Raw genomic sequence first — 21,241 nt, forward strand, 5'->3', positions numbered from 1 at the left:
AAAAAGCAAGGGGAAATAAAAAAGCAAAAATTCCGAAAAATTTCTGCTATAACTCTAAATTTTTTTTACCCCAAATTTTCAATCCTTTGCGCGACTGCCCGCCAATTAATTATGCTCCAAAAAGCCTCCACATACTTCCCCTTCTCGTTTTTTTGGTCAATATAGAAAGCGTGCTCAAACATATCTAAAACTAATAAAATTTTAAATCCCGGATAAACATTCGTGTTATGCTTTTCTATCTGCATAATCAACGGACGATTGGTTTGGCGGCAAAAAGTTAACGCCGCCCAGCCCGACCCCTCCACACTCATGGCCGCTTTGGTAAACTCGTCTTTAAATCTTTCAAAACTGCCAAACTCTTCCTTAATAACTTCCGCTAATTTTCCTTCCGGCTCTTTGGTGGTTTTTTCAACCGGAGACAAATTTTGCCAGAAAAGAGAATGCAAAATGTGCCCGCCGATATTCCAAGATAAATCTTTGGATGTCGCTTTCATATCTAGCTCTGCTCCGGACCCTCTTGCTTTATCCAATTTTTCCAAAGCCGCGTTGGCGCCCTTAACATAGGCGGCATGATGCTTTTGATAATGGACGGTTAACTGCTCTTCGGAAATGTACGGCTCCAAATCTTTATAGCCGTATGGCAAATCGGGAAGAGAATAAAATTTGTTATTCATAAATATCTGTTTATTTATCTTTCTGATATTTTAACATTAAATAATGGAAAATAAAAAGCCCCGTTCGCATTTTGCTACTAGGGGCGGGTTTATTACAGGCCATAATTGACTACGTGCCGGCATGTCCAGCGATTGCATTCCGCTCGACCCGGGTTGCTAGGAGTGGTGTAAAGCGACATATGGCCACACGATGGACATCTCTCCGGAGCGGGCGTGATTTGCCCGCACTTCTCACATCCTACTATCGTTTCGCCCTGCGCTCCCCGAAACCACCGGTACTTTCGACACGTTGAGCACCAGTAGCCGAACGCTCGCCTTTGATAAAGACAAAGTAAAATTATTAGGAGTACAACGATTCCGATAACTCCGATAATAAGTACTTTTCCCATATATTCCTCCTTTTGGGTCTTTCGACCTTTTTTCTATGTTCATGATTAGCTACAATAACAAAATAGTGTAACACAAAACTTGAAATTTGTCAAGATTAGGTAAAATTAATATTAAGGGGTTATTTTTTACAAAATAAGGTAGCCGATGTTAAAAAAACAAAAAACCCCGCAATTAAAATTGCGAGGTCCAATTTGGTGCCCAGGAGAGGATTTGAACCTCCAAGCCCTTGCGGGCGCTACCACCTCAAGGTAGTGCGTCTACCAATTTCGCCACCTGGGCCTTTCGATTCGCTACGCTCACTCAAGACCTATTAAGTGTTAAACACATGCTTTTCTAAATAATCCTGAGCGAACGAAGTGAGTCGAAGGATTTCGCCACTTAGGCAAAATAAAAAAATATCTTAGCCTTAATAACAAAAAAAATCAAGTTTACATTTCCTCAAGCGGTTCAATGCCCAAAATCTCAAGTCCTTTCTCTAAAACAATTTTTACCGAGCTAATCAAAGCCAAACGCGCTTGCCTAGTGGCCGCGTCCGCTTTGAGCACCGGAATGTCGTGGTAAAAATTGGCGAACTCTTTGGCTAAATCGTAAAGATAGCGCGGCAATAAAGACATATCAAAATTGGTCATCGCCTTTTCTGCAATTGCCGGAAATTCCCCCAACGCTAAAACTAAACTTTTCTCTCTTTCTGAATTTAATAAGGAATAATCAATTTTGCCTCTGGCCGGACGGGGGGCTTTTCTTAAAATACTGTTAATTCTCGCCACCGTATATTCAATATACGGTCCGGTAAAACCGTCAAAAGACAGCGCTTCCTTTATATTGAAAACCACGACTTTGCCCGCGTCATGCTTTAAAAGGTCAAATTTAATCGCCGCGAGAGAGATTTTTTTGGCAGTAGCTTTAATCTTTTTCTGATTCCAATCTTTGTGTCGCTTAGCCGTTTCTTTTATTGTTTGTTCCAACACCTCTTCATACAATTCTCGGAAGGTGACAATGTTCCCCTTGCGGGAAGACATGGCTCCCTCGGGCAAAGTGACAAATTCATAAGCCAAATGCTTCATCGGCTTTTTAAAACCGATGAGTTCCAGGGTTTTAAATAATTGTTTAAAATATTGTGTCTGGCGGGCATCCACCACGTGAATACTTTCCCCCAATTTTTTATAATCCTTAAATTTCTTTTGCGCTAAAGCTAAATCCTTAGTGGCGTAAAGCGACGTGCCATCGGATTTTAACAACAGAAAAACTCCGAGGTCATAAGGGATTAAATCCATAATAATCGCGCCCTCGCTTTCACGGACAATCCCTTTTTTGTATAAATCTTGAACCAATTTTTTGCCCGGCTTCTCCACTTCGCTTTCAAAATAATATCTGTCAAATTTCACGCCTAATTCTTTATAAATATCTTTAAATTCTTTTAAACTCCACTGGCGGGTCTTTTTCCATAAGGTGTTTAATTTTTTATCTCCCGCTTCCAGTTTTTGCTGAATTTGAGCAACTTCGTCTTTATATTCCGGATGTTCTTCAATTTCTCTACTCGCCCAAGCATAAATAGTCCCTAAATATTCGCCCTTATTTTTTATTCTTTTAATTTTGATTTTTTCCGCCGGGGGCGGATCCGCCTTTAGCGGAAATTTTTCCTTTTTAATTTTTTGGTATCCCCACAGGCACTTAGCCACATGCGCGCCGATGTCTCCGGGATAATTGACGGCGACAACTTTGTAGCCGGCGTTGCGATACAGATTTATTAACTCATCGCCCAATAAAGTATTTCGCAAGTGGCCGACATGAAATTCCTTGTGGGTGTTGGCCTGGGAATATTCTACCATCACCTGTTTACCCTTGCCCAAATTTAATGAACCGTATTTCCCCTTTGCCCTCACTATTTCTGATAAAATTGACTCCGTGATTTTGCCTTTATTCAAAAAAATGTTAACATACGGCCCCTTACTCTCCGCTTTGGCGATTACAGATTTCGGCGCTTTTTCATTAAGATAAATGGCAACATTGGCCGCTATCTCCGCTGGATTTTTTTTCAACTCTTTGGCTAAACCAAAACAAGCCACCCCCCAATCTCCCATTTCCGGCTGCGGAGGGATAGTTAAATCTTTAGCGGTGAATTGGCCGTGGCTGACGGCCTGATTCAGCAACCCAACTAATTCGTTTTTTATTTTTTCTAAATTGTCCATCAATTTATTTCACGATTTTTATAAAATGCCTTTTGCCTTTTTGAATAATAAGCCCTTCCTTGATAATGTCAAATTCCGTTTCCGGATTTTCCACGGTTTGATTATTAACTTTTACGCCGCCCTGCTCCACCAACCGCCGCGCTTCGCTCTTGGAGGAAGCTAAGCCGGAATGCACCAGCAGGTCCGTGATATTACATCGGTCTTGATGCGCGGCCACAGTCGGAATGTTTTCCGGTTTTTCCTTTTTTTGAAAAAGGTTAACAAAATGCTCTTCGGCTTTTGCGGCGTCTTTGGCCGAGTGATATATCTTAACAATTTCCAACGCCAATTTCATTTTGGCATCGCGCGGGTCTCCGGCAAGAATGTTTTTAATCTCCTCCGATGGCATGCGAGTACAAATTTCAAAAGCCAATTCCATCAAAGTATCCGGCCAACTCATCACTTTGCCATACATTTCCTCGGCGGTGTCTTCAAGGGTAATCATATTGCCTTCGGTCTTGCCCATCTTTTTGCCGGTTGGGTCAGTCAAAAGTTTGGTGGTTAAAACAAATTTTTCCTTATTTTTTAGGTCTTTCATTAAATCACGGCCGGCAAGCATATTAAATGTTTGGTCATTGCCGCCAACTTCCAAATCAACGTCCATGGCCACCGAATCATAGGACTGCATCACGGGATATAAAAATTCGTGGAGGTAAATCGATCTAAATTCAACATCACTAACCATATTCTCTTTATTACACGGCGTACCTAAACCGCACAATGGACACGTTGTTACATTCCCAGTTAATTTAGCAGAATTAAAAGATTCTTCACTTTCAAATTGTATGGGAGATTTGAATATCCCCCCGCACTGCACGCATTTAACTTTTCTTATCCGCTTCTTAAACATATCCCTCTCGAGCATCTGTTGCACGGTAAAATGCGTTGCTAATTCCAAAATATCGGCAAATTTCAATTTCCCCAGCCACTTGCTATTATATTTAATCTCAGTTTTCCCCATATCTAAAATCAAGCCAGCTTGTTTTTTGTAATTCTTGGCGTTTTCTAAAACCTGCTTTCGGGTCAATTTCTGACGAGCAGCGGTTTTATCAGTCGGGTCGCCAATCATGCCGGTAAAGTCGCCGATAAGCAGGATTATTTTATGCCCCAAGTCCTGCAATTCGCGCAATTTCATTAAAACCACGCCGTGGCCCATGTGCAAAGCGGGACCGGTCGGGTCAATGCCGGTATAAATTTTTAATTGCTTGCCCGATTTTAATACTTTGTCAAAATTATCCTTGGACGGATAAATATTTTCCACGCCCCTTTCCAAAACTTCTTTAATTTTGTCGGGTGATGTATCTATTCTCATATGGTTATTTTAAACTTTCTAATTGCTTATTTAATTTTTCCAACTTGCCCTCGGCTTCTTCTAATTTTTCCTTTTCTTGATTAACAATTTGTTCCGGCGCTTTTTTGACGAATTCTTTATTGGATAATTTAGCGTTCAGGCCTTTTACGTATTTTTCTAAATTGCCAAGTTCGTCCTTGATTCTTTCTCCCTCTTTTCGGAAATCAACCGCATCGCCAAGCTCCAAATAGAATTCCATCTCGCCCACGACCAACGCAATTGCTTTTTCCGGTTTAGCGCCAAATTCAATTGCTTCCAATCTTGCCAAACCTTTTATTATTTCCTCATTTTCCTTTATTAGTTTGTTTTCTTTTTTAAATACAATCTTTAATTTTTCCGCGGGAATAATCTTAAACTCTGCTCGGGCATTGCGAACACTGATAATAATGTTACTTATCAAATCAAAATCTTTTTCTGCTTTCTCATCAATCAATTCTTTATCCTGCTCCGGCCATTTTTCTACAAGTAGCATTTCTTTCATGCCCATCTCTTGCCAAATTTGCTCGGTCACAAAGGCCATAAACGGATGCCACATTTTAAGTAAGTCAATCAAAATACTTACTAAAACATCATCTTTGCCTTTTTCAATTTTAGAAATTTCAACATACCAATCGGCAAATTCATTCCAAGTAAAATCGCGTAACTTCTCGCCTGCCTGAGAAAAATTATAATTTTCCAAATCCTTGGTATATTCCTCTTTTAATTTATTAAATCTGGATAATATCCACTTATCGGCCAGAGTCAGCTTTGTCATCCTGATCCCGCTTAGTGGGAGAAGGGTCTCTAAATTAGATTCTTCACCCCGAGAACTCGGGATCAGAATGACATTCTTTTTTCTGCCATCAACCGGCATTAAAATATAGCGGCTGATATTCCACAGCTTATTGGTAAAATTCCTAAAACCGGCGACTTTTTCTTCACTCAATTTCATATCATTCCCCGGACCAGTCCCGATAACCAAACTCAATCGCGTAGCGTCGGCGCCGTATTTTTTAATCATATCCAAGGGGTCAATAACATTGCCCAAGGATTTGCTCATTTTCTGCCCCTTTTCATCGCGAATCAATCCGTGTAAATATACTTCTTTAAAAGGAATTTCGCCCATCACGTAAGTCGTCATTAAAATCATCCTCGCCACCCAAAAAAACAAAATGTCATAACCCGTTTCCAATACGCTCGTGGGGTGATATTCTTTTATCTTTGGCGAATTTTTTATCCAATCTTCAAGCGTTTTATGCTGTTCAAAATTTTCCTTCTCTAACATCGTCGTAAAAGTCCACAGCCCGGAAGAAAACCAAGTGTCTAGGGTGTCGGAATCTTGAATCCACCCCTCGCCTTTGGGCTTTTCTGCTCCGACGTAAATCTCTTCGCCTTTCTGCCAAACAGGAATCCGGTGTCCGAACCAAATCTGGCGGGAAACGCACCAGTCGCGCAAATTATCAATCCAATGAAAATATATTTTTTCAAATCTTTCCGGGATAATCTTAATTTGGTCCGTCTCAACTACATGCTTCATTAACTGTTTTAGGGTTACCTCTTGCCCAGATTTAATTCCCTTCAATTTTGAATTTTGAATTTTGAATTTTGAATTTACTTTGATAAACCATTGCAAGGAAGTCAACGGCTCAACCACGGCCTCACAGCGATAACACAAAGAAATGTTTTGCTCCACTTCTTCAACTTTTTCCAAAAGGCCAGCGGCCTCCAACTTCTCCACTACTTTCTCTCGGGCCGCGATAACATCCAGGCCGGAAAATTCTCCGGCATTAACCATCTTGCCGTCTTCATCAATTATTTTTTTGACTTCCAGGCCATTTTTTTCAGCCATGGCAAAATCAATCTGGCTGTGCGCCGGCGTGACGCCGAGCGCGCCCGTGCCATAATTCATATCCACACTTTCGTCACTGATGATTTTGATATTTAATTCCCGCCCGCAAAAATTCGCCTTGAAAATTTTACCAATAAATTTTTTATAGCGTTTGTCTTTGGGATTAACCGCCACGGCCGTATCGCCCAACTTGGTTTCCGGACGAGTGGTGGCAATTCTTATCGGAAAATCTTTGTCATATTTGAAGGTGTAGAGCTTGGCCTTCTGCGTTTTGTATTCCACTTCATCATCGGCCAGCGTGGAATGGCACCGCGGGCACCAATTAACAATGCGGTTACCGCGATAAATCAAACCGTCGTCATACATTTTTTTAAACACCAGCCGCACGGCGCGCGAACGGACTTCGTCTAGGGTATAGGCCTCGCTGTCCCAATCCAGAGACGAACCCATTTTTTTAGTTTGCCTGACGATGGTGCCGTGCGATTCTTCCGCGAATTTTTTTACTTCTTCCAAAAATTTTTCCCGGCCCAAATCATGACGGGTCTGGCCTTTTTTTTCTTTTAAAATTTTCTCCACTTTGGTCTGGGTGGCGATGGCCGCGTGGTCAGTCCCCGGAATCCACCAAGTTCGCTCGCCCTTCATCCTATGGTAACGGACCATAATATCCTCAATGGCTAACATCGCCGCATGACCCATATGCAGCGTGCCAGTCCTATTAGGCGGAGGCAAAACAATGCTAAAATAGTTGGCATTCTTTTTTATAAAACCCTTCTCAACACAAACATCGGGATTAAAAAGTCCCGATTTCTCCCATTTTTCATAAATTTTATCCTCGTAATTTTGCGGTTCGTAGGCTTTGGGCAATTCCATATAAAAATACTTGATTAAACCTATCTTAACATTAAAAACGCTCCAATACAAGGGTTTATCTCAAAAAATATGGCTTTACTATTATCAACAATCCGCCTACTTGACGCTTTCTTTGGCCGGGGTTATAATAGTTTACTTTGAGAGAAAAAATTTTTATGCCCCTAAATACCCTGGAACAAGTGTCTAAAAACATAGATAAAAGCAATCGCAGTTTGATTGCCTTCCGCCGCGATTATAATGGCGATGCTTTGGCCTCCAGTTTGGGATTGGCAAAAATTTTGAAAAAAATGGGAAAAAACGCGGATATCGTCTGCGACGGCTTTAACTATCCGTCGCAATATAAATTCCTTCCCAGCGTAGAACAAATCCAGCCGTCATTATCGCAGATTAAAAAAATCACCCTGGCCCTGGATATTAAAGGCGCGCCTCTCAATGCCCTTGATTATGAGATGAAAGAAAACCAATTATTGATTCACCTCACACCGCAAAAAGAAAATTTTGACATCCAAAACATTAAAACCCAATCCGCGGGCTATAAATACGATTTAATTTTTACCATCAACACTCCGGATTTAAACTCCATCGGCAAGGTCTATGAAGATAATGCCGACTTTTTTTATTACACCCCCATCATTAACATCGACCACCTGGCGCAAAACGAATCCTACGGACAAATCAATGTTATTGATATTGTTTCTTCTTCGGCCGCGGAAATTATTTTTGGCCTCCTGGAACACATCGGCAAAGAATATTTAGATGAAGAAATCGCCACGGAGCTTTTGACCGGACTCATTACCAAGACAAAAAGTTTCCGTATCCCGAACGTCACTCCTAAAACTTTGAATATCGCCGGGCAATTGCTGGTGGCCGGCGGAAGACGCGAAGAGATTATTAAAAACTTATACCACAACAAAAGCATTAATACTCTAAAGTTATGGGGACGGGCTCTGGCGCGGTTAAAGCACGACTACGAAAAAAGATTGGTCTGGACCATGCTTTCCCGCCAGGATTTTATCGCCTCCGGCGCCGCGGATAGCGAACTTATGGACGTTGTTTATGAACTTATCGCCAACTCGCCCGAAGCAGACGTAATTATTATGTTTCACGAAAAAAGCAACGGACAAATTTGCGTTCATGTTTATTGCGAAAAAACTATTAACTCGCTTCAGATAAGCCGCGTCTTTAATCCGCAGGGCACGCAAGACCTCGCTCAATTTGTGCTCATCGGGAAAAATTTAGCGGAAGCGGAGCGCGAAGTGATACAAAATATAAAACAATTCATTTAAAAAATTCTGACAAAAAAGGACTCCTCGCGGGAGTTCTTTTATTTTTTTAAAAGTGTTATAATAAGAGCGCTATTAGAAAAAATATATCTTATGCCGGAATTAAGCATTATCATCCCAACTTTGAACGAAGAGGATTTTTTGCCCCTTCTCTTGTCTTCAATCCAAAAACAGACCTACAAAAATTACGAAGTGATTGTGGCCGATGCCGGTTCCACTGACGGAACGGTAGAAATAGCCAAACAGTTTGGCTGCAAAATAACCTCCGGCGGCTTGCCGGCGACAGGGAGAAACCGGGGGGCGGAAGCGAGTGGGGGCGAACTTTTTCTCTTTTTGGATTCTGACGTGATGCTCCCGAAAAATTTTCTCGCCAACACTATAAACGAATTCAGAAAAAGGAAACTGGATATCGCCACCTGCGGCGTTTATCCGTTAAGCGATAAAAAAATAGATAAATTCCTGCACTTGGCCGTCAATTCTTTTTTTAAAACCGTGCAATTCTTCTCCCCACACGCTCCGGGATTCTGCATTCTGATTAAAAACGACATCCATAAAAATATCGGCGGGTTTAATGAACAAATCCTGTTGGCCGAAGACCATGATTACGTTAAACGCGCCGCCAAGGTCGGAAAATTCCGCTTTCTCCAATCGGAAAAAATTCCGGTTTCCGTCAGAAGATTAGATCGCGACGGCAGAGCAAAAATCGCCCTAAAATATATTCTTTGCGAGGCCTATCTGGTATTTAAAGGGCCGATTGTTTCCGATATTTTCCATTACCGCTTTGCTCATTATAAAGACAAGGAAAAGGTTAAATAAACACCGGCTATTTTAAAAAGAGGCGGCCGCTTTTCTACGGCGCCTCTTTTTTATGTTTCTAAAACGCACAGCCCTTCGATGTGCGGCGTGCGGGGGAAAAAATTATATAACCGCAAGAATTTCAATTCATACCCGCCGCGCAAAAATTCTCCGACATCCCGCGCTTGCGTGGCTAAATTGCAGGACAAATAAATTATTCTCCTAGGCTTTTCTTCCAATACCTTTTTGGCAATCTTGGGATGCAGGCCGGCGCGGGGCGGGTCAAAAATAATTACTTTTTCCGGGGTGATAAATCCCGCCATCTTTTCCGCCGGTGATAAAACCGCGCGGCAATGGCCGCGACCGTTAAGCTTGATATTCTCTTCGGCGTAACCAATGGCCTCTTCATTATTGTCAACCAAGACCGCTTCGAAAAATTTATCGGCTAAGGGCAAACTGATGGAACCAACGCCGGAATAATAATCCACGACCGAATTCTTAGAATCCAAAAATAGCGAGATATCACCAAGAGCTTTTTCAAAAAGCGGGATATTTATCTGAAAAAAGCTTAAAGCGCCGTATCTCAATTTAGAAACAAGCAGTTGTTCTTCTAAAAATTTCTCACCCGACTCGTATAATAACTTTTCCGGCAAAGAAGAAGGATTGTTGCCCCGGGAAAAATAAATTTGAAAACCGCGCAACCCTTGAGGCGCTGATTCGGGCAAGCGCGCTAAATCGTCCTTAACAAAAAGAGCACCCAGGCGTTCTCCCTGTAAATTGCTTCTCAAAATTAAAGTTTTTAAACCCCCTGATAAAAAAGAATTTTCCTTTAACCAAGCCGTTGTTTCCTCCGCCGCCCGAGCCAAAGTTTTATCCGCTAAAACACAGCCCTCAATGGGCCGTAATTTATTGGTAGCTCTTTCAAAAAAAGCCAGGGAAATTTCCTTATTATCATCAGCGCAAAAACTATACTCCATCTTATTGCGATAACCATACTGTGCCCGCTCATCTGACACTATTTCCAGCTCCCCCTCCCAAGAAAATTTCCCGATTTTTTTATAAGTTTCTTTAGCGATGGCTTTTTTCCAAAAATTCTCTTTGTTAAAAGACAAAATTTGCCACGGACTGCAGGAAATAAAATGACTCTCTTGAGTTAAAACTCTGTCCGGCGAAGGGCTGATGATATTCCGCGCCACGCCTTCCAGATAATTTTTCTTTTTTCTGATAATTTCCACCTCCACTTCTTCTCCCGGCAAAGCATTCCAAGCTAAAACCACTCGGCCATCAAAATGCCCCAGCCCCTGTCCGCCGAAAACCAATTTTTCTATTTTAACCCTTATGGTGTCCACGATTTTAGATTTATTTGAATAATTCTAAAATCTTCATACCCCATTCCGCCGCTACCCGCGGGCCAGTCGCAGTAATTAAATTCCCATCTGCTACCACCGGCGCGCGCATATATTCGGCTCCGGCGGCTGACAAAATTCCGCCCAGTTCATTGTCGCCATTCCAGCCGGTGGCTTTTTTATTTTTCAAAACTCCGGCGTGGGCCAAAATACGCGTGGAAATACAAATCGCTCCCACCGCCTTGTTATCGGCGACAAAATCGCGCAGGAGTTTATGCGATTTTTCGTTATCCAAATGTTCCAAAGCTCCGGGACCGCCGATTATAAATAAACCGTCATACTCCGGCGGATTTATTTCATCCAGCGTCAAATCAACATTTGTCTGTCCCCCGCCACCTCCGGACGTGGCTATCCCTGCCTCATCGCTCGCTGTCACGACTTCAATACCGCCGGCTGCCAAAACTTGCTTGGCTTCACTGTATTCCACGAGTTGGAAATCTTTATGCGCTATGACCAATAAAACTTTTTGAAAATTAGACATACTTGGCTTTTTTATTTCTAAAATCCAAATCAATTATAGTAAAAAATATAGCTACTGGCAAATAAAAAATAACCAAATTCCATAACCCTTTGATTATTGGTTTTTGGTTATTATTATAGTGCGCCAGGATGCCCCGTCATTCGACGGGGTCTCCGCTACGCTCCGAGATTTGGCCGTCCCGCCAGAAGTAAGTGGAGTCAGGAACCTGCCTGCCGGTCCGCTTCGCCATAGCGGTAGCGAGGCGAGCAGGCAGGCCATTGACCCCCGCTTTACCCGCCCGCCGGCGTAAAAATAAATTATTAACCTACCGACCAAAAATGTAAACTTTGGTGGGCATGGATGGATTTGAACCATCGACCCCCACTTTATAAGAGTGGTGCTCTAACCAACTGAGCTACATGCCCCTAAAGCGTTTTCCCGATGAGCGGGCTACTGGTGCGAATTGTAAAATTAGTATAACAAAATAATATCTAAATTTCAATAATTTACAAAAAAGGCCCACATTCGCAAGACGAATGTGGGCAAGGGTTAAAAAAGAGCGAAAAGGGTTAGGAAGCTGCGGCCTCGCGGGGACGGAGACCGCCGCCGCAGCCAAAGCCGGGATGGAAGCAACCGACCCTGAACTCGCCACCGGCATCTAAGCTGACGTGCGGAACGTTGCCATAGGAATCGCGCGAACCGGCGCAGAGCGTCCAATTATGGATGTCAAGGTGCTTACCGCCGGTTTTCCAGTGATACCACAGCCCAAGCGATAACCGTTCAAGTAATGTGATAGTGGTTATTTCCTTGGAGGCGATTTGATTGGCCGAAGTGTTTTTCCATTCCTCATCGGCCTCCACGCGGTCCCGGAAACGGACAGCGTAAGCGCCGATTTTGGCCGGGTCGCGCTCGTTGATTGGCACGGCTTGGTCCAAGTCATCGCCATAATACGACCAGTATTCCTTGAACCGCTCTTGGCACTTGGCCCAGGCGCGATTCAGAGTCATCTCGGCCGGTACCAAAAGGAGCCAACCAAATCTTTGGCGTTCGGGAGGCAACACAACTTGGGTCGCATCCACCGTAAGACCAAAGACCTCTTGATAAAAGCGGACTATTTCCTCAAGTTGGATATCCAACTTTGACTCGGTGTCACCCAGCGCTTCGCGCAGGCGCTTGGTCAACAGGCCTTTACGGCCCTGCCTGCTAATCCAAAATTTCTTTTGCTCTGGCGTCAGATTTCGCGGTAAACTGTTAACCACCGCTGACACGAACTCCAACGTTTGTCCATCATCGGTTTGTCGGACCTTCTCATCTTTTCCCATGAGCCTTTCCTCCTTACCATTAAATTTGCCCTACTCTCCGGGCTGGAGTTTTTTGCCTCTATTCGCGACTATCGCAAATATAAGCGGTAAAAAGAACTAACAAAATATTGTAGTATATTTTATATATTCTGTCAACCCCTAATCATATTCAATAACCTTATCTTCCCCAGCTATCTCCCACTTATCAAACAAATCCTCCGGCACTTCGGACAAAAAAGTGGATGGACGATTGATGTTTTCGCCGGTCGTATAGCTAAAACTGATAATCGGGAAAGATAAATAAAGCTCGCTTTTGGCGCGCGTCACCGCCACGTAAAACAGCCGCCGCTCCTCCTCCATCTCGCGCGGGTCGGCAAAAACTTTATAATGCGGAAATTGCCCTTCGGCCAAGTGAATGATAAAAACCACGTCCCACTCCAGCCCCTTGGCCTGATGAATGGTGGACAAAACCAAATAGTCATCGGCACTCCCCGCCCCGAGCGAAGTCGAAGGGTCCCCACGCCAACCTTCGGACAAACTCACGTCGGCCAAAAAATCGTCTAAATCTTTATAAGAAACGGAAAAATTGGAAAGTTGAGAGATGTCTTCCCACCGCTCCCGCCAATTTTCAAAAGTTGCTTCCAGATATTTTTCGTAATCCTTTAAAATCAAAGTAATGGCCGAAGCGATGAAATTGTCTTTGATATTAAGAAGAGAACGCAGTAAATTATTCAATTGCCGCAAACCCGCGCCGCACCTTTCGCTAAAGCCGATATTTTCTAAAACATTTTCTAAAACAATATCCGCTACCGAGCTATAATCGGAGATTCTTTGCCAGACCTTCCGCGCCGTGGCTTCGCCGATGCCCGGATATAACCTTAAAATTCTCGTCCACGAGAGTTCGTCTTTATTATTGGCAAAAACGCGGAGATAAGCGACGATATCCTTAACGTGCGCTTGTTCAAAAAACCTGATGCCCCCGCGGACAATATAAGGAATGCCGCGCTTATTCAATTCCAGCTCCAATTCCAGCGCCTGATAAGCGGCGCGAAAAAGCACCGCCATATTTTTTAAATCCTTGCCCTGGTCTCTTAATTCCAGAACTCTCTGCGCGATAAACTCCGCCTGCTCGTAATTGTCCTTGCAAGGAACGACGGTGGGCCGCGAACCTCCCTCTTTTATCGCTTTTAAATTTTTCTTAAACTGCCGCGCATTATTGCTGATGCTGGCGTTGGCCAAATCTAAAATGGTTTCGGCGCTGCGATAATTGGTCTCCAGTTTGAAAGTTTTAGCTTCCGGAAAATGTTTGGGGAAATCCAAGATATTGTCCACGTTGGCGGCGCGGAAAGAATAAATGCTTTGCGCGTCATCGCCGACCACCAAGATATTGCGATGCCGCGCGGCGAGCGATTCCATAATCATCGCCTGAATTTTGTTGGTATCCTGATACTCATCAACCAAAATATATTGGAGTTCGTCAGCTATTTTATTTTTCACCTCCGGATGCTCCACTAGCAAACGATGCCAATTAACGAGCAAATCGTCAAAATCCATTACGTTGGAAGCTAATTTTTTATTATTGTAGAAACGATAAATTTCTTCAATCGTCGGGAGGAGCGGCTCGCCTATTTGCTTATATTTACTTTCCACAATCTCGGCGATTGACAGCCGGCTGTTTTCTTTAAAACTAAAAAGTGCGTGCAGGACATCAACCTTGGGAAAATACTTATCTTTGACGTTAATGCCCAGTTCCCGCACGCAGGATTTAAGAAAATCCTTGGCGTCCTCTTCGTCCAAGATGTTAAAGTTTTTGTTATAACCCAATTTGCCGGCGTGCCGGCGCAAAATGCGGTTGCCCAAATGATGAAAGGTGCCGCCCCACAGTCCGCGAGGAGAATCGGTTAAAAGCGACTCCACGCGATTAAGCATTTCTTTGGCCGCCTTATTGGTGAAAGTGACAAGCATAATGTTGTTGGGCCGCACGCCTTTTTCTAAGAGATAAGCCACGCGATAAATAAGGGTGCGCGTTTTGCCGCTCCCCGCTCCGGCCAAAACCAAACAAGGGCCCTCGCCCTCGGTCACCACCCGATACTGCTCCTCATTTAACTCTTCCTGATAATTTATCTTCGTGGGGAATGATTGATTATTGGGATGGAGAAAATACCTCGTCATAATATAATAACATTATAACACGGTAACAAAATAGGCAAGGAATTGACACCGATAAATAAAAATGCTAAAATGACCCAATTAATGTTTTTTGAAAATTTAAATTTTGGAGGATAAAAGGATGAAAATAAAACAACATAAAACACCTAAGAGATTATTCCTGTTTTCCCGTCTTGTGGTATCAATATTTTGCAAAAGATTCTGCATTATTGGCAAAGAAAATATTAAAGAAAAATGCCAAAATCAAAATTATATTATTGTCTCCTCCCATATTTCCAATCTAGACGCGCTAGCGGCTATCGTGGCGTTGGGAGATATCTTGGATTTACAGATTACGATTGAATCAACATTATTCAAACCAACTGAGCCCCAGTGGTATATATTTCAATTGACAGGAAAAGAAAATTTTAGCCCTCTGCAATACGAAAAATTAGCAAAAAGGAAAGAAGGTAAATTTAATCCCAAAGATTTCGAAAAGATATCGCAAAAAATGGCGGAAGGGAAAACTCCGTGGATAGTTATACATCCATTCACTCACGAAGAAAAAATGCAAAAAGCGAAAATAGGCCCGATTTATTTAGCCCAAAAAACGGGAGCGTCCATTATCCCCACGGCACTTGAATATGAAAACGCCTCCCTAAGCTTAGCCGGAAGAATAAATAGAATTAAAGCTCTGATCGGACGCCTAAAAGGAAACGGCATTGCTACTTATCGCATAGGAGAACCGGTTAAACTGCCTAAAATAGAAAATGTGGAAATTATAGAAAAACTCTATAACAAAAAAATGAATGGCGAAAAAATAACCGAAGAAGAAGAGCAAGAATCTTTAAGAGTGGTGGAAAAGCTAAAAACACAAGCTGATTATATCGCAAGAATTATATCCGAAATGCTGCCACCTCAAAATAGGGGAATATACGGGGAATGATTTAAAACTTTTATCTTAAAAACCGCGATAAAAATTCGCGGTTTTTTCTTTAAGGTAAGCGGGGTAAGGTTTGACAAAATATTCAAAATTTACTACAATAAATGACTACTGTTGTTTGACAAAATTTGACAAAAATTAAACCCTTGGAGAATAAAAAATGGACGAAAATTATACGCTTGAAGAAATTGAGGAAATAGAGAAGTCAGCGATTAAATTTAAAAAGGGAAATTTCTTCAGATTGCCCTGTATTCTACGTGGTAATAAAGTGGCGAGCCGCAATCCAGAATCACAAGTAGAAAATTATTCCACTATAACCGACTGTTTTCCTTTAAGCAGCGGCAAATGGATATTTCTTGTTTACGCTTATCCCCTGTCTATCATCCACCGTTTACTTGACGGACTGGCGAAGTGGGCCACTGAAAAATACTGTATCAAATCTCTTACTCCTAAAAAATGGCAGCAAGCCTTTATCAAAAACTCATTCATCCCGATAATAAATATCCAAATGCCGAATGTGATAGCCATGCCTTATGTTGATAATGAGAACCTTTTTGACGTCCTGTCTGACCGCATCCCAAAGTATCATTTTGAAGAAAAAAGGGGGATGATAAAAAAGGCCTGTCTCGTTATAAACGAAATGCACGGCAGAAATATTATGTGGGGAGAACTTATTGCTCCTAATATGATATACACATCTCACGGAGAAATCATAATCTGCGATACGGAAACCCAGTATTATCGAGGAAACATAATCGAACAAAAATCCTCCGATTGGCTGGACTTTATTTGTTCCACTTGCGGCGCGATGGTAAAAGCCTATGGTGAAATCGTTGTTGCCCCGATAATTGAGGATATCGTTTGGCGGATAAAAAATCGGAAAGTAGCGAATCATCTAAAAATCAGATGTCAGAAAAAAAGAACCTGGTTGCACCGCCTTTTCAGCGCCTATACTGCGGAACGTCTCGCTTGCCCGCCAAAACTATATGACAACATCAAAAGGATAATCGCGGCCTCATAAAATCTGTTCTTGAGCCCAAGCAACGCTTGGGCTTTTTTAATTAAAAACAGACCCATTGATTTAGGTCTGTTAAAGGGTCTTGATATTTTTATATAACCTCCAAAGCGCGTTGCTCGTCAGGCGAGGCCTCTTTTCGTAAATTCCCCCAAGCCGTACTTTTTTTTAAAATCGTCACCTGTTCGGCGGATAAATTATTCAAGGCATTCTGAATCAACCCCTCGCCTAAGTCAGAATCAACCGCTATTAAATACGCGGTTGCCCAGTTTTTCTCCGCACATAGATAATCGTAAAGCTTCTGTTTGTCTTTTTGTATCTCCTCGATTGAGCAGGAAATTTCTTTTTTCAGAGCTTCATCCCGGGTCTGCTCTAATAAATTTTTCAAAAACAGACAAGCGGCGAGAGGATTCGCAAAATTTCTATAACGAAAATAATTTACCCTGGCCACCGCCTTGTCGCCCAGAAAATAGCCGAATCGCAGAGCCGAATCATAATCGCCGTTTTCTAAGGACTCATCGTACCTCTTCCCTATGTAAGCATAGAAAGTCGCGACCGCAACCAATACAACAAACAAAATCGTGCTACCGGTTTCCATTATTTTTTTACCTTTCATTAAATTTATTTGAAAGAACAATTATTCTAAATTATTAAACATTCTTACATACTGTCTTTAAAAAATCAATACCAACGAAATACTAGTCCGCTTTTGGTCGATATTGCAAGGCCTCGGCCACATATTCAGTAGTAATCTCCTCGCTCCCCGCCAAGTCGGCAATGGTGCGCGCCAATTTCAAAACGCGGTGGTAAGAACGCGCCGAGAGCCGCATCTGGGCCACGGCATTGCGCAAAAGCTCGCGCGTGTCTTCTCTAAGCGGACAAAACTTTTTAACTTCTTCCGATGACATCTCGCTATTGGCAAAAATGCCCGATTTGCCAAAACGCTCTCTTTGCCTCCCCCGCGCCGCTTCCACTCGCCCGCGGATATCCGCCGAACTTTCTCCGTGGTTGTCACTGACCATTTTTTCAAAATCAATCTGCGGCACTTCAATATGAATATCAATGCGGTCCAAAAGCGGACCGGAAACCTTTTTCTGATATTTTAAAATCTGCATGGGCGAACAGGTGCAAATTCTTTTGGGGTCAGAAGCGTAACCGCAAGGACAGGGATTTTGCGCCGCCACCAAAATAAACTTGGCGGGGAATTCCACCGTGCCGGAAACGCGCGAAACCGCCACCACGCCATCCTCCAGCGGCTGGCGCAAATTTTCCAGCACCCGCCGGTCAAACTCCGGAAACTCGTCCAGAAATAAAATTCCGCGGTGCGCCAAAGAAATTTCTCCCGGCTTGGGCCAGGTCCCGCCGCCGACCAACGCCACGCCCGAAGCGGTGTGATGCGGACTGCGGAAAGGACGCTTTCTCGCCACTGGCTGATTGGGTGGTAACAACCCGGCGGCGGAATAAACGCGGGTTATCTCCAGCGACTCCTCCACGGTCAAATTAGGCAGAATAGTGGGGATTGTCCGCGCTAAAAAAGTTTTTCCTGAACCCGGCGGTCCGCTCATTAAAATGTTATGCGCTCCGGCGGCGACAATTTCCAGCGCCCGCTTGGCCTGTTCCTGCCCTTTAATGTAAGCCATGTCCGCTGAACCATAATCAACATTTTGAAGTTCACTTTGAAAATCCAACGGCTCCACCTCCGGCGGTATTTTTTCTTTTTGTAAAAACTGAATGAGCTCGCTTAAATTTTTCACCGGAATAATTTTTACTCCGCTGATTAAACTCGCCTCGCGCGCGTTCGGCTCCGGCAAATAAACTTTCTCAAATCCTTTTTCCCGCGCCATCAGCATCAGCGAGATAACTCCATTCACTCCCCGCACCTCACCGTCCAGCGCCAGTTCGCCTACTAAAATTGACTTAGATAGATCCTCCTTAAGCAAAATCTGTTCCGAGGCCAACAGTAAACTCAAAGCCATCGGCAAATCGTAAGCCGGCCCTTCTTTCCTGATGTCCGCCGGCGCCAAATTGGCCGCCACCCTTCCCCGCGGAAACTGAAAACCGCTGTTTTTTATGGCTGACCGCACGCGCTCGCGCGACTCCTGCACCGCCGTATCCGGCAAACCGACAACAATAAAATTGGCCAAACCGGAAGAAACGTCCGCCTCCACTTCAATGGGCGCGCAAAAAAGGCCGATAGCGGCCGAAGAAAAAACTTTTGCCGACATATTTTAAATGCCCAGAACTCGCTGGGCATTCTATTTAAAAAAATAAATTTTATTTCACGGTTTGAATACTTTAACGCTTTCCAGTTTCCCGTCTTTAATCACGTAAACGGCGTATGAAGAAAGGCGATTGCCCGCCTCGTCAAAACTCAAGCTCCCCAAAGCCTGCTCCCATTTTTTGAGATTAACTAAATAATTCTTTATCTTACCAAAATCATCTCCATATTTTCCGGCCGCTTCGGCCAACAAATAAATCGTGGAATAGATATTAGCTTGCTCGGCAGCGAAAGAAACCTCTTCACCATATCTCTTTTTAAACGCTTCTGCAAATTTTTCAAATTTTTTATTTTCTTCGCTCACTGCTTTCACGGTATAAAAGCCGTCTAAAGACGAATAATCTTTCCAAATATCATTACTAAACATTTGACCGGGGAGAAATATTGTTTTTTCCAGGCCGGCGGTTTTTAATTCTAACGCAATTTTTTCAGCAACAGCCGGCATTTCTGATATTAAAACTAAAGCGCCGAAATCTTTACCCTTAAGCTCGTTGATAATTTCAGACGCCTCAAAACTCTTCGGATAAAAATAAATATCTGCCGCTATCTTTCCTCCCTTGGCTGAAAAATATCTTTTAAAATCTTCAACTAAAGTCAGGGCATAATCTTTTTTTTCATAAACCACCGCCGCCGTGCCAACCTTGGCTTTAGTGGCGAGATATTCCGCCAGCATGAAACCTTCCTTATCATTATTAACCGCTAAACTAAAAAAATTATCTGCGCCGCTTCCGCTGACACCGCCGCCAGCCGAAGCAATAACAATCGCCTCCCGCCCTTTCACCGCCTTGGCCATGGACATAATTTCGCTTTCGCAAAATCCGCCGATGACAAAATTAACTTCCTCTTTATTGATTAAATCCTCTGCTCCTCTGGCCGCTTTATTGGATTCGCATCCGCCATCGCGATACAAAAGCTCCACTCGCACCTTGCCGTTTTGGCCATTAATTTCTCTCATTGCCAAATCAGCCGCCGCCTTCATCGCTGGCCCCTGCTTCAAAAAAGAGTCCTCCAATGGCAAAATTACGCCGATTTTCAACAACTTTTTTTCACCACCGATAAAATTATTGGATAATAGATAAACCGCAGCGGCGAGAACAATGATGCTAACAATTATAATTAAAATTTTTCTTTTGGACATATCTTAATATTATTACCTTTATATTTAATTATAAATAAAAACGCTCCTACTGCTATCATTATATCAGCCAAATTAAAAAACGACAAAGACGCAAAGCCGACATAATCTATGACATACCCGTAAATTATTCTATCCCCAAAATTACTTAGAGCGCCGGCAATTAAAATAACCAAACCAAACGCCGCCGCACGTCGGCCGTTTCGGAATAACCAGTATAAAAATAAAAAAAGTCCGGCCAAAATAACCGCGCTAAAAATTACCGCTATCCCCGCTGGCAGCGGAATACTGAAAGCAATAAATTTATTGCGAAAAAATTCCAAACCGAATTTAAACGGGGGAAAAATAAAATAAACTCCCTCATCCGGGAGTTTATTTTGGACAAAATATTTGAAATAACGGTCAACAACGAAAAAAAATAAAATCGCACCGTAGCCCCAAAAAAAATTCGTTCCAAAAAACTTTCCGCCGCGCATCTTACTTGCCCTTGGTCAATTTTTCCTTGCATTCCACGCAGGCGGTAGAAACTGGACGGGCCTCAAGGCGCTTTTCTCCTATTTCCTTACCGCAATATTTGCAAATTCCATAAGTGCCTTTGGCAATACTGTCTAAGGCCTTGCTCACATCGCGAAGCGATTTTTCTAAATTATGCTCCAAGGACAGATTGTCGCTGTAAGTGGCCACCTCGCCGGCATTTTCATCTTCTTTGTCGCCATACTCCGGCATTTCCGTATCATAATCATCCTTGGCTTTCTTTTTGGCGAAACCCGAAAGACGTTCATTCAAGTTTTTCTTTTCCTCCAAAAGCTTCTCTTTCATTTTAGCAATAAATTCCTGACTGGGCATAAACTTCTCTTTACTTATTTATATAAGGTCATTTTAACAAGAAAATAAAAAAGGCGCAAGTTCCGCGCTGTTTTCCATATAAATTGGAAAAATTATTTGATACGGGCTTGCGCCTCCGAGCTCTTAACAAACTCTGTCGCCGCTCCGGAAGAGCGGAAACAAAGATTTGGTTCTTTTTAAAAGCTCCGATAACGCTTTTTGGCCTATTTTTTAATAAGCGTGCTCCTTTACCATTCTTATGGCCTATCCTCGGGAATTCTTATCCCCAGGGTTAGTCCTTTCCACTTTTA

At 42.9% G+C, this 21,241-nt stretch carries 18 protein-coding genes and 2 tRNA genes; 5 read left to right on the forward strand and 15 right to left on the reverse strand.

The genetic code is table 11. The features are described 5' to 3' along the window. Positions 1–65: 65 nt before the first annotated feature. From PHG22_03305 to PHG22_03325, 5 genes are all read right to left on the reverse strand, one after another. Positions 66–674 carry a superoxide dismutase gene (locus tag PHG22_03305; GenBank protein ID MDD5490795.1) on the reverse strand — a complete coding sequence of 203 codons (609 nt, stop codon included), beginning with the start codon at positions 672–674 and terminating at the stop codon, positions 66–68. A 582-nt stretch (positions 675–1,256) separates the two neighbouring features. Further along, a tRNA-Leu gene (locus PHG22_03310) sits at positions 1,257–1,343 on the reverse strand. 149 nt (positions 1,344–1,492) lie between these two features. Continuing rightward, the gene (gene argS, locus PHG22_03315; protein ID MDD5490796.1) at positions 1,493–3,253 is read right to left on the reverse strand and encodes an arginine--tRNA ligase; all 1,761 of its coding nucleotides are present in this window, start codon (positions 3,251–3,253) and stop codon (positions 1,493–1,495) included. A 4-nt stretch (positions 3,254–3,257) separates the two neighbouring features. After that, positions 3,258–4,604 (reverse strand): tyrosine--tRNA ligase, encoded by a 1,347-nt coding sequence (gene tyrS / locus PHG22_03320; GenBank protein MDD5490797.1) that lies wholly within the window; start codon positions 4,602–4,604, stop codon positions 3,258–3,260. Between the two features lie 4 nt (positions 4,605–4,608). Then, entirely contained in the window at positions 4,609–7,341 is a 2,733-nt protein-coding gene (locus PHG22_03325) for a valine--tRNA ligase (GenBank protein MDD5490798.1), read from the reverse strand. Between the two features lie 155 nt (positions 7,342–7,496). Here PHG22_03325 and PHG22_03330 point away from each other — a divergent pair, with 155 nt between their 5' ends. Both PHG22_03330 and PHG22_03335 read left to right on the forward strand, forming a co-directional pair. Beyond that, positions 7,497–8,627: a hypothetical protein gene (locus PHG22_03330; GenBank protein MDD5490799.1), complete on the forward strand. Its 1,131-nt coding sequence runs from the start codon at positions 7,497–7,499 to the stop codon at positions 8,625–8,627. 90 nt (positions 8,628–8,717) lie between these two features. Beyond that, entirely contained in the window at positions 8,718–9,440 is a 723-nt protein-coding gene (locus tag PHG22_03335; GenBank protein ID MDD5490800.1) for a glycosyltransferase, read from the forward strand. Between the two features lie 50 nt (positions 9,441–9,490). On the opposite strand, the gene PHG22_03340 is transcribed toward PHG22_03335, so the two are convergent. Both PHG22_03340 and PHG22_03345 read right to left on the reverse strand, forming a co-directional pair. Then, a complete protein-coding gene (locus PHG22_03340) occupies positions 9,491–10,768 on the reverse strand; it encodes a TRAM domain-containing protein (GenBank protein MDD5490801.1) in 1,278 nt (425 codons plus the stop codon). A gap of 10 nt (positions 10,769–10,778) precedes the next feature. Next, positions 10,779–11,306, reverse strand: a complete 528-nt coding sequence (locus PHG22_03345) for a DJ-1/PfpI family protein (GenBank protein ID MDD5490802.1) — start codon at positions 11,304–11,306, stop codon at positions 10,779–10,781. A gap of 103 nt (positions 11,307–11,409) precedes the next feature. On the opposite strand from PHG22_03345, the gene PHG22_03350 reads away from it, so the two are divergent. Beyond that, a complete protein-coding gene (locus PHG22_03350; protein MDD5490803.1) occupies positions 11,410–11,595 on the forward strand; it encodes a hypothetical protein in 186 nt (61 codons plus the stop codon). A 38-nt stretch (positions 11,596–11,633) separates the two neighbouring features. Here the strand turns inward: PHG22_03350 and PHG22_03355 are convergent. The 3 genes from PHG22_03355 to PHG22_03365 all read right to left on the reverse strand — a co-directional run bounded on the left by PHG22_03355 (position 11,634) and on the right by PHG22_03365 (position 14,758). Continuing rightward, positions 11,634–11,710, reverse strand: a tRNA-Ile gene (locus PHG22_03355). A 144-nt stretch (positions 11,711–11,854) separates the two neighbouring features. Then, positions 11,855–12,607 carry a hypothetical protein gene (locus PHG22_03360; GenBank protein MDD5490804.1) on the reverse strand — a complete coding sequence of 251 codons (753 nt, stop codon included), beginning with the start codon at positions 12,605–12,607 and terminating at the stop codon, positions 11,855–11,857. 138 nt (positions 12,608–12,745) lie between these two features. Then, the gene (locus tag PHG22_03365) at positions 12,746–14,758 is read right to left on the reverse strand and encodes an ATP-dependent helicase (GenBank protein ID MDD5490805.1); all 2,013 of its coding nucleotides are present in this window, start codon (positions 14,756–14,758) and stop codon (positions 12,746–12,748) included. Between the two features lie 118 nt (positions 14,759–14,876). Here PHG22_03365 and PHG22_03370 point away from each other — a divergent pair, with 118 nt between their 5' ends. After that, positions 14,877–15,680 (forward strand): hypothetical protein, encoded by an 804-nt coding sequence (locus PHG22_03370; protein MDD5490806.1) that lies wholly within the window; start codon positions 14,877–14,879, stop codon positions 15,678–15,680. 157 nt (positions 15,681–15,837) lie between these two features. Then, positions 15,838–16,698: a hypothetical protein gene (locus PHG22_03375; GenBank protein MDD5490807.1), complete on the forward strand. Its 861-nt coding sequence runs from the start codon at positions 15,838–15,840 to the stop codon at positions 16,696–16,698. A gap of 88 nt (positions 16,699–16,786) precedes the next feature. Here the strand turns inward: PHG22_03375 and PHG22_03380 are convergent, their stop codons facing one another. From PHG22_03380 to PHG22_03400, 5 genes are all read right to left on the reverse strand, one after another. Beyond that, positions 16,787–17,308 carry a hypothetical protein gene (locus PHG22_03380; GenBank protein ID MDD5490808.1) on the reverse strand — a complete coding sequence of 174 codons (522 nt, stop codon included), beginning with the start codon at positions 17,306–17,308 and terminating at the stop codon, positions 16,787–16,789. Between the two features lie 82 nt (positions 17,309–17,390). After that, positions 17,391–18,917, reverse strand: a complete 1,527-nt coding sequence (locus tag PHG22_03385) for a YifB family Mg chelatase-like AAA ATPase (GenBank protein MDD5490809.1) — start codon at positions 18,915–18,917, stop codon at positions 17,391–17,393. Positions 18,918–18,971: 54 nt separating this feature from the next. After that, the gene (locus PHG22_03390) at positions 18,972–20,108 is read right to left on the reverse strand and encodes an ABC transporter substrate-binding protein (protein ID MDD5490810.1); all 1,137 of its coding nucleotides are present in this window, start codon (positions 20,106–20,108) and stop codon (positions 18,972–18,974) included. Then, positions 20,087–20,581 (reverse strand): signal peptidase II, encoded by a 495-nt coding sequence (locus PHG22_03395; GenBank protein ID MDD5490811.1) that lies wholly within the window; start codon positions 20,579–20,581, stop codon positions 20,087–20,089. The genes PHG22_03390 and PHG22_03395 overlap by 22 nt, the downstream gene beginning before the upstream one ends. 1 nt (position 20,582) lies before the next feature. Then, positions 20,583–20,951, reverse strand: a complete 369-nt coding sequence (locus PHG22_03400; protein MDD5490812.1) for a TraR/DksA C4-type zinc finger protein — start codon at positions 20,949–20,951, stop codon at positions 20,583–20,585. Positions 20,952–21,241 lie beyond the last annotated feature (290 nt).

The organism is Patescibacteria group bacterium, assembly GCA_028716045.1.
Lineage (GTDB): Bacteria > Patescibacteriota > Patescibacteriia > JAQUQO01 > JAQUQO01 > JAQUQO01.

What these genes read in the sequence shown, in the direction of transcription:
- PHG22_03305 (MDD5490795.1), bottom strand. Translation starts at nt 674, where the DNA reads ATGAATAACAAATTTTATTCTCTTCCCGATTTGCCATACGGCTATAAA.
- argS (MDD5490796.1), bottom strand. Translation starts at nt 3,253, where the DNA reads ATGGACAATTTAGAAAAAATAAAAAACGAATTAGTTGGGTTGCTGAAT.
- tyrS (MDD5490797.1), bottom strand. Translation starts at nt 4,604, where the DNA reads ATGAGAATAGATACATCACCCGACAAAATTAAAGAAGTTTTGGAAAGG.
- PHG22_03325 (MDD5490798.1), bottom strand. Translation starts at nt 7,341, where the DNA reads ATGGAATTGCCCAAAGCCTACGAACCGCAAAATTACGAGGATAAAATT.
- PHG22_03330 (MDD5490799.1), top strand. Translation starts at nt 7,497, where the DNA reads ATGCCCCTAAATACCCTGGAACAAGTGTCTAAAAACATAGATAAAAGC.
- PHG22_03335 (MDD5490800.1), top strand. Translation starts at nt 8,718, where the DNA reads ATGCCGGAATTAAGCATTATCATCCCAACTTTGAACGAAGAGGATTTT.
- PHG22_03345 (MDD5490802.1), bottom strand. Translation starts at nt 11,306, where the DNA reads ATGTCTAATTTTCAAAAAGTTTTATTGGTCATAGCGCATAAAGATTTC.
- PHG22_03360 (MDD5490804.1), bottom strand. Translation starts at nt 12,607, where the DNA reads ATGGGAAAAGATGAGAAGGTCCGACAAACCGATGATGGACAAACGTTG.
- PHG22_03365 (MDD5490805.1), bottom strand. Translation starts at nt 14,758, where the DNA reads ATGACGAGGTATTTTCTCCATCCCAATAATCAATCATTCCCCACGAAG.
- PHG22_03370 (MDD5490806.1), top strand. Translation starts at nt 14,877, where the DNA reads ATGAAAATAAAACAACATAAAACACCTAAGAGATTATTCCTGTTTTCC.
- PHG22_03375 (MDD5490807.1), top strand. Translation starts at nt 15,838, where the DNA reads ATGGACGAAAATTATACGCTTGAAGAAATTGAGGAAATAGAGAAGTCA.
- PHG22_03380 (MDD5490808.1), bottom strand. Translation starts at nt 17,308, where the DNA reads ATGAAAGGTAAAAAAATAATGGAAACCGGTAGCACGATTTTGTTTGTT.
- PHG22_03385 (MDD5490809.1), bottom strand. Translation starts at nt 18,917, where the DNA reads ATGTCGGCAAAAGTTTTTTCTTCGGCCGCTATCGGCCTTTTTTGCGCG.
- PHG22_03390 (MDD5490810.1), bottom strand. Translation starts at nt 20,108, where the DNA reads ATGTCCAAAAGAAAAATTTTAATTATAATTGTTAGCATCATTGTTCTC.
- PHG22_03395 (MDD5490811.1), bottom strand. Translation starts at nt 20,581, where the DNA reads ATGCGCGGCGGAAAGTTTTTTGGAACGAATTTTTTTTGGGGCTACGGT.
- PHG22_03400 (MDD5490812.1), bottom strand. Translation starts at nt 20,951, where the DNA reads ATGCCCAGTCAGGAATTTATTGCTAAAATGAAAGAGAAGCTTTTGGAG.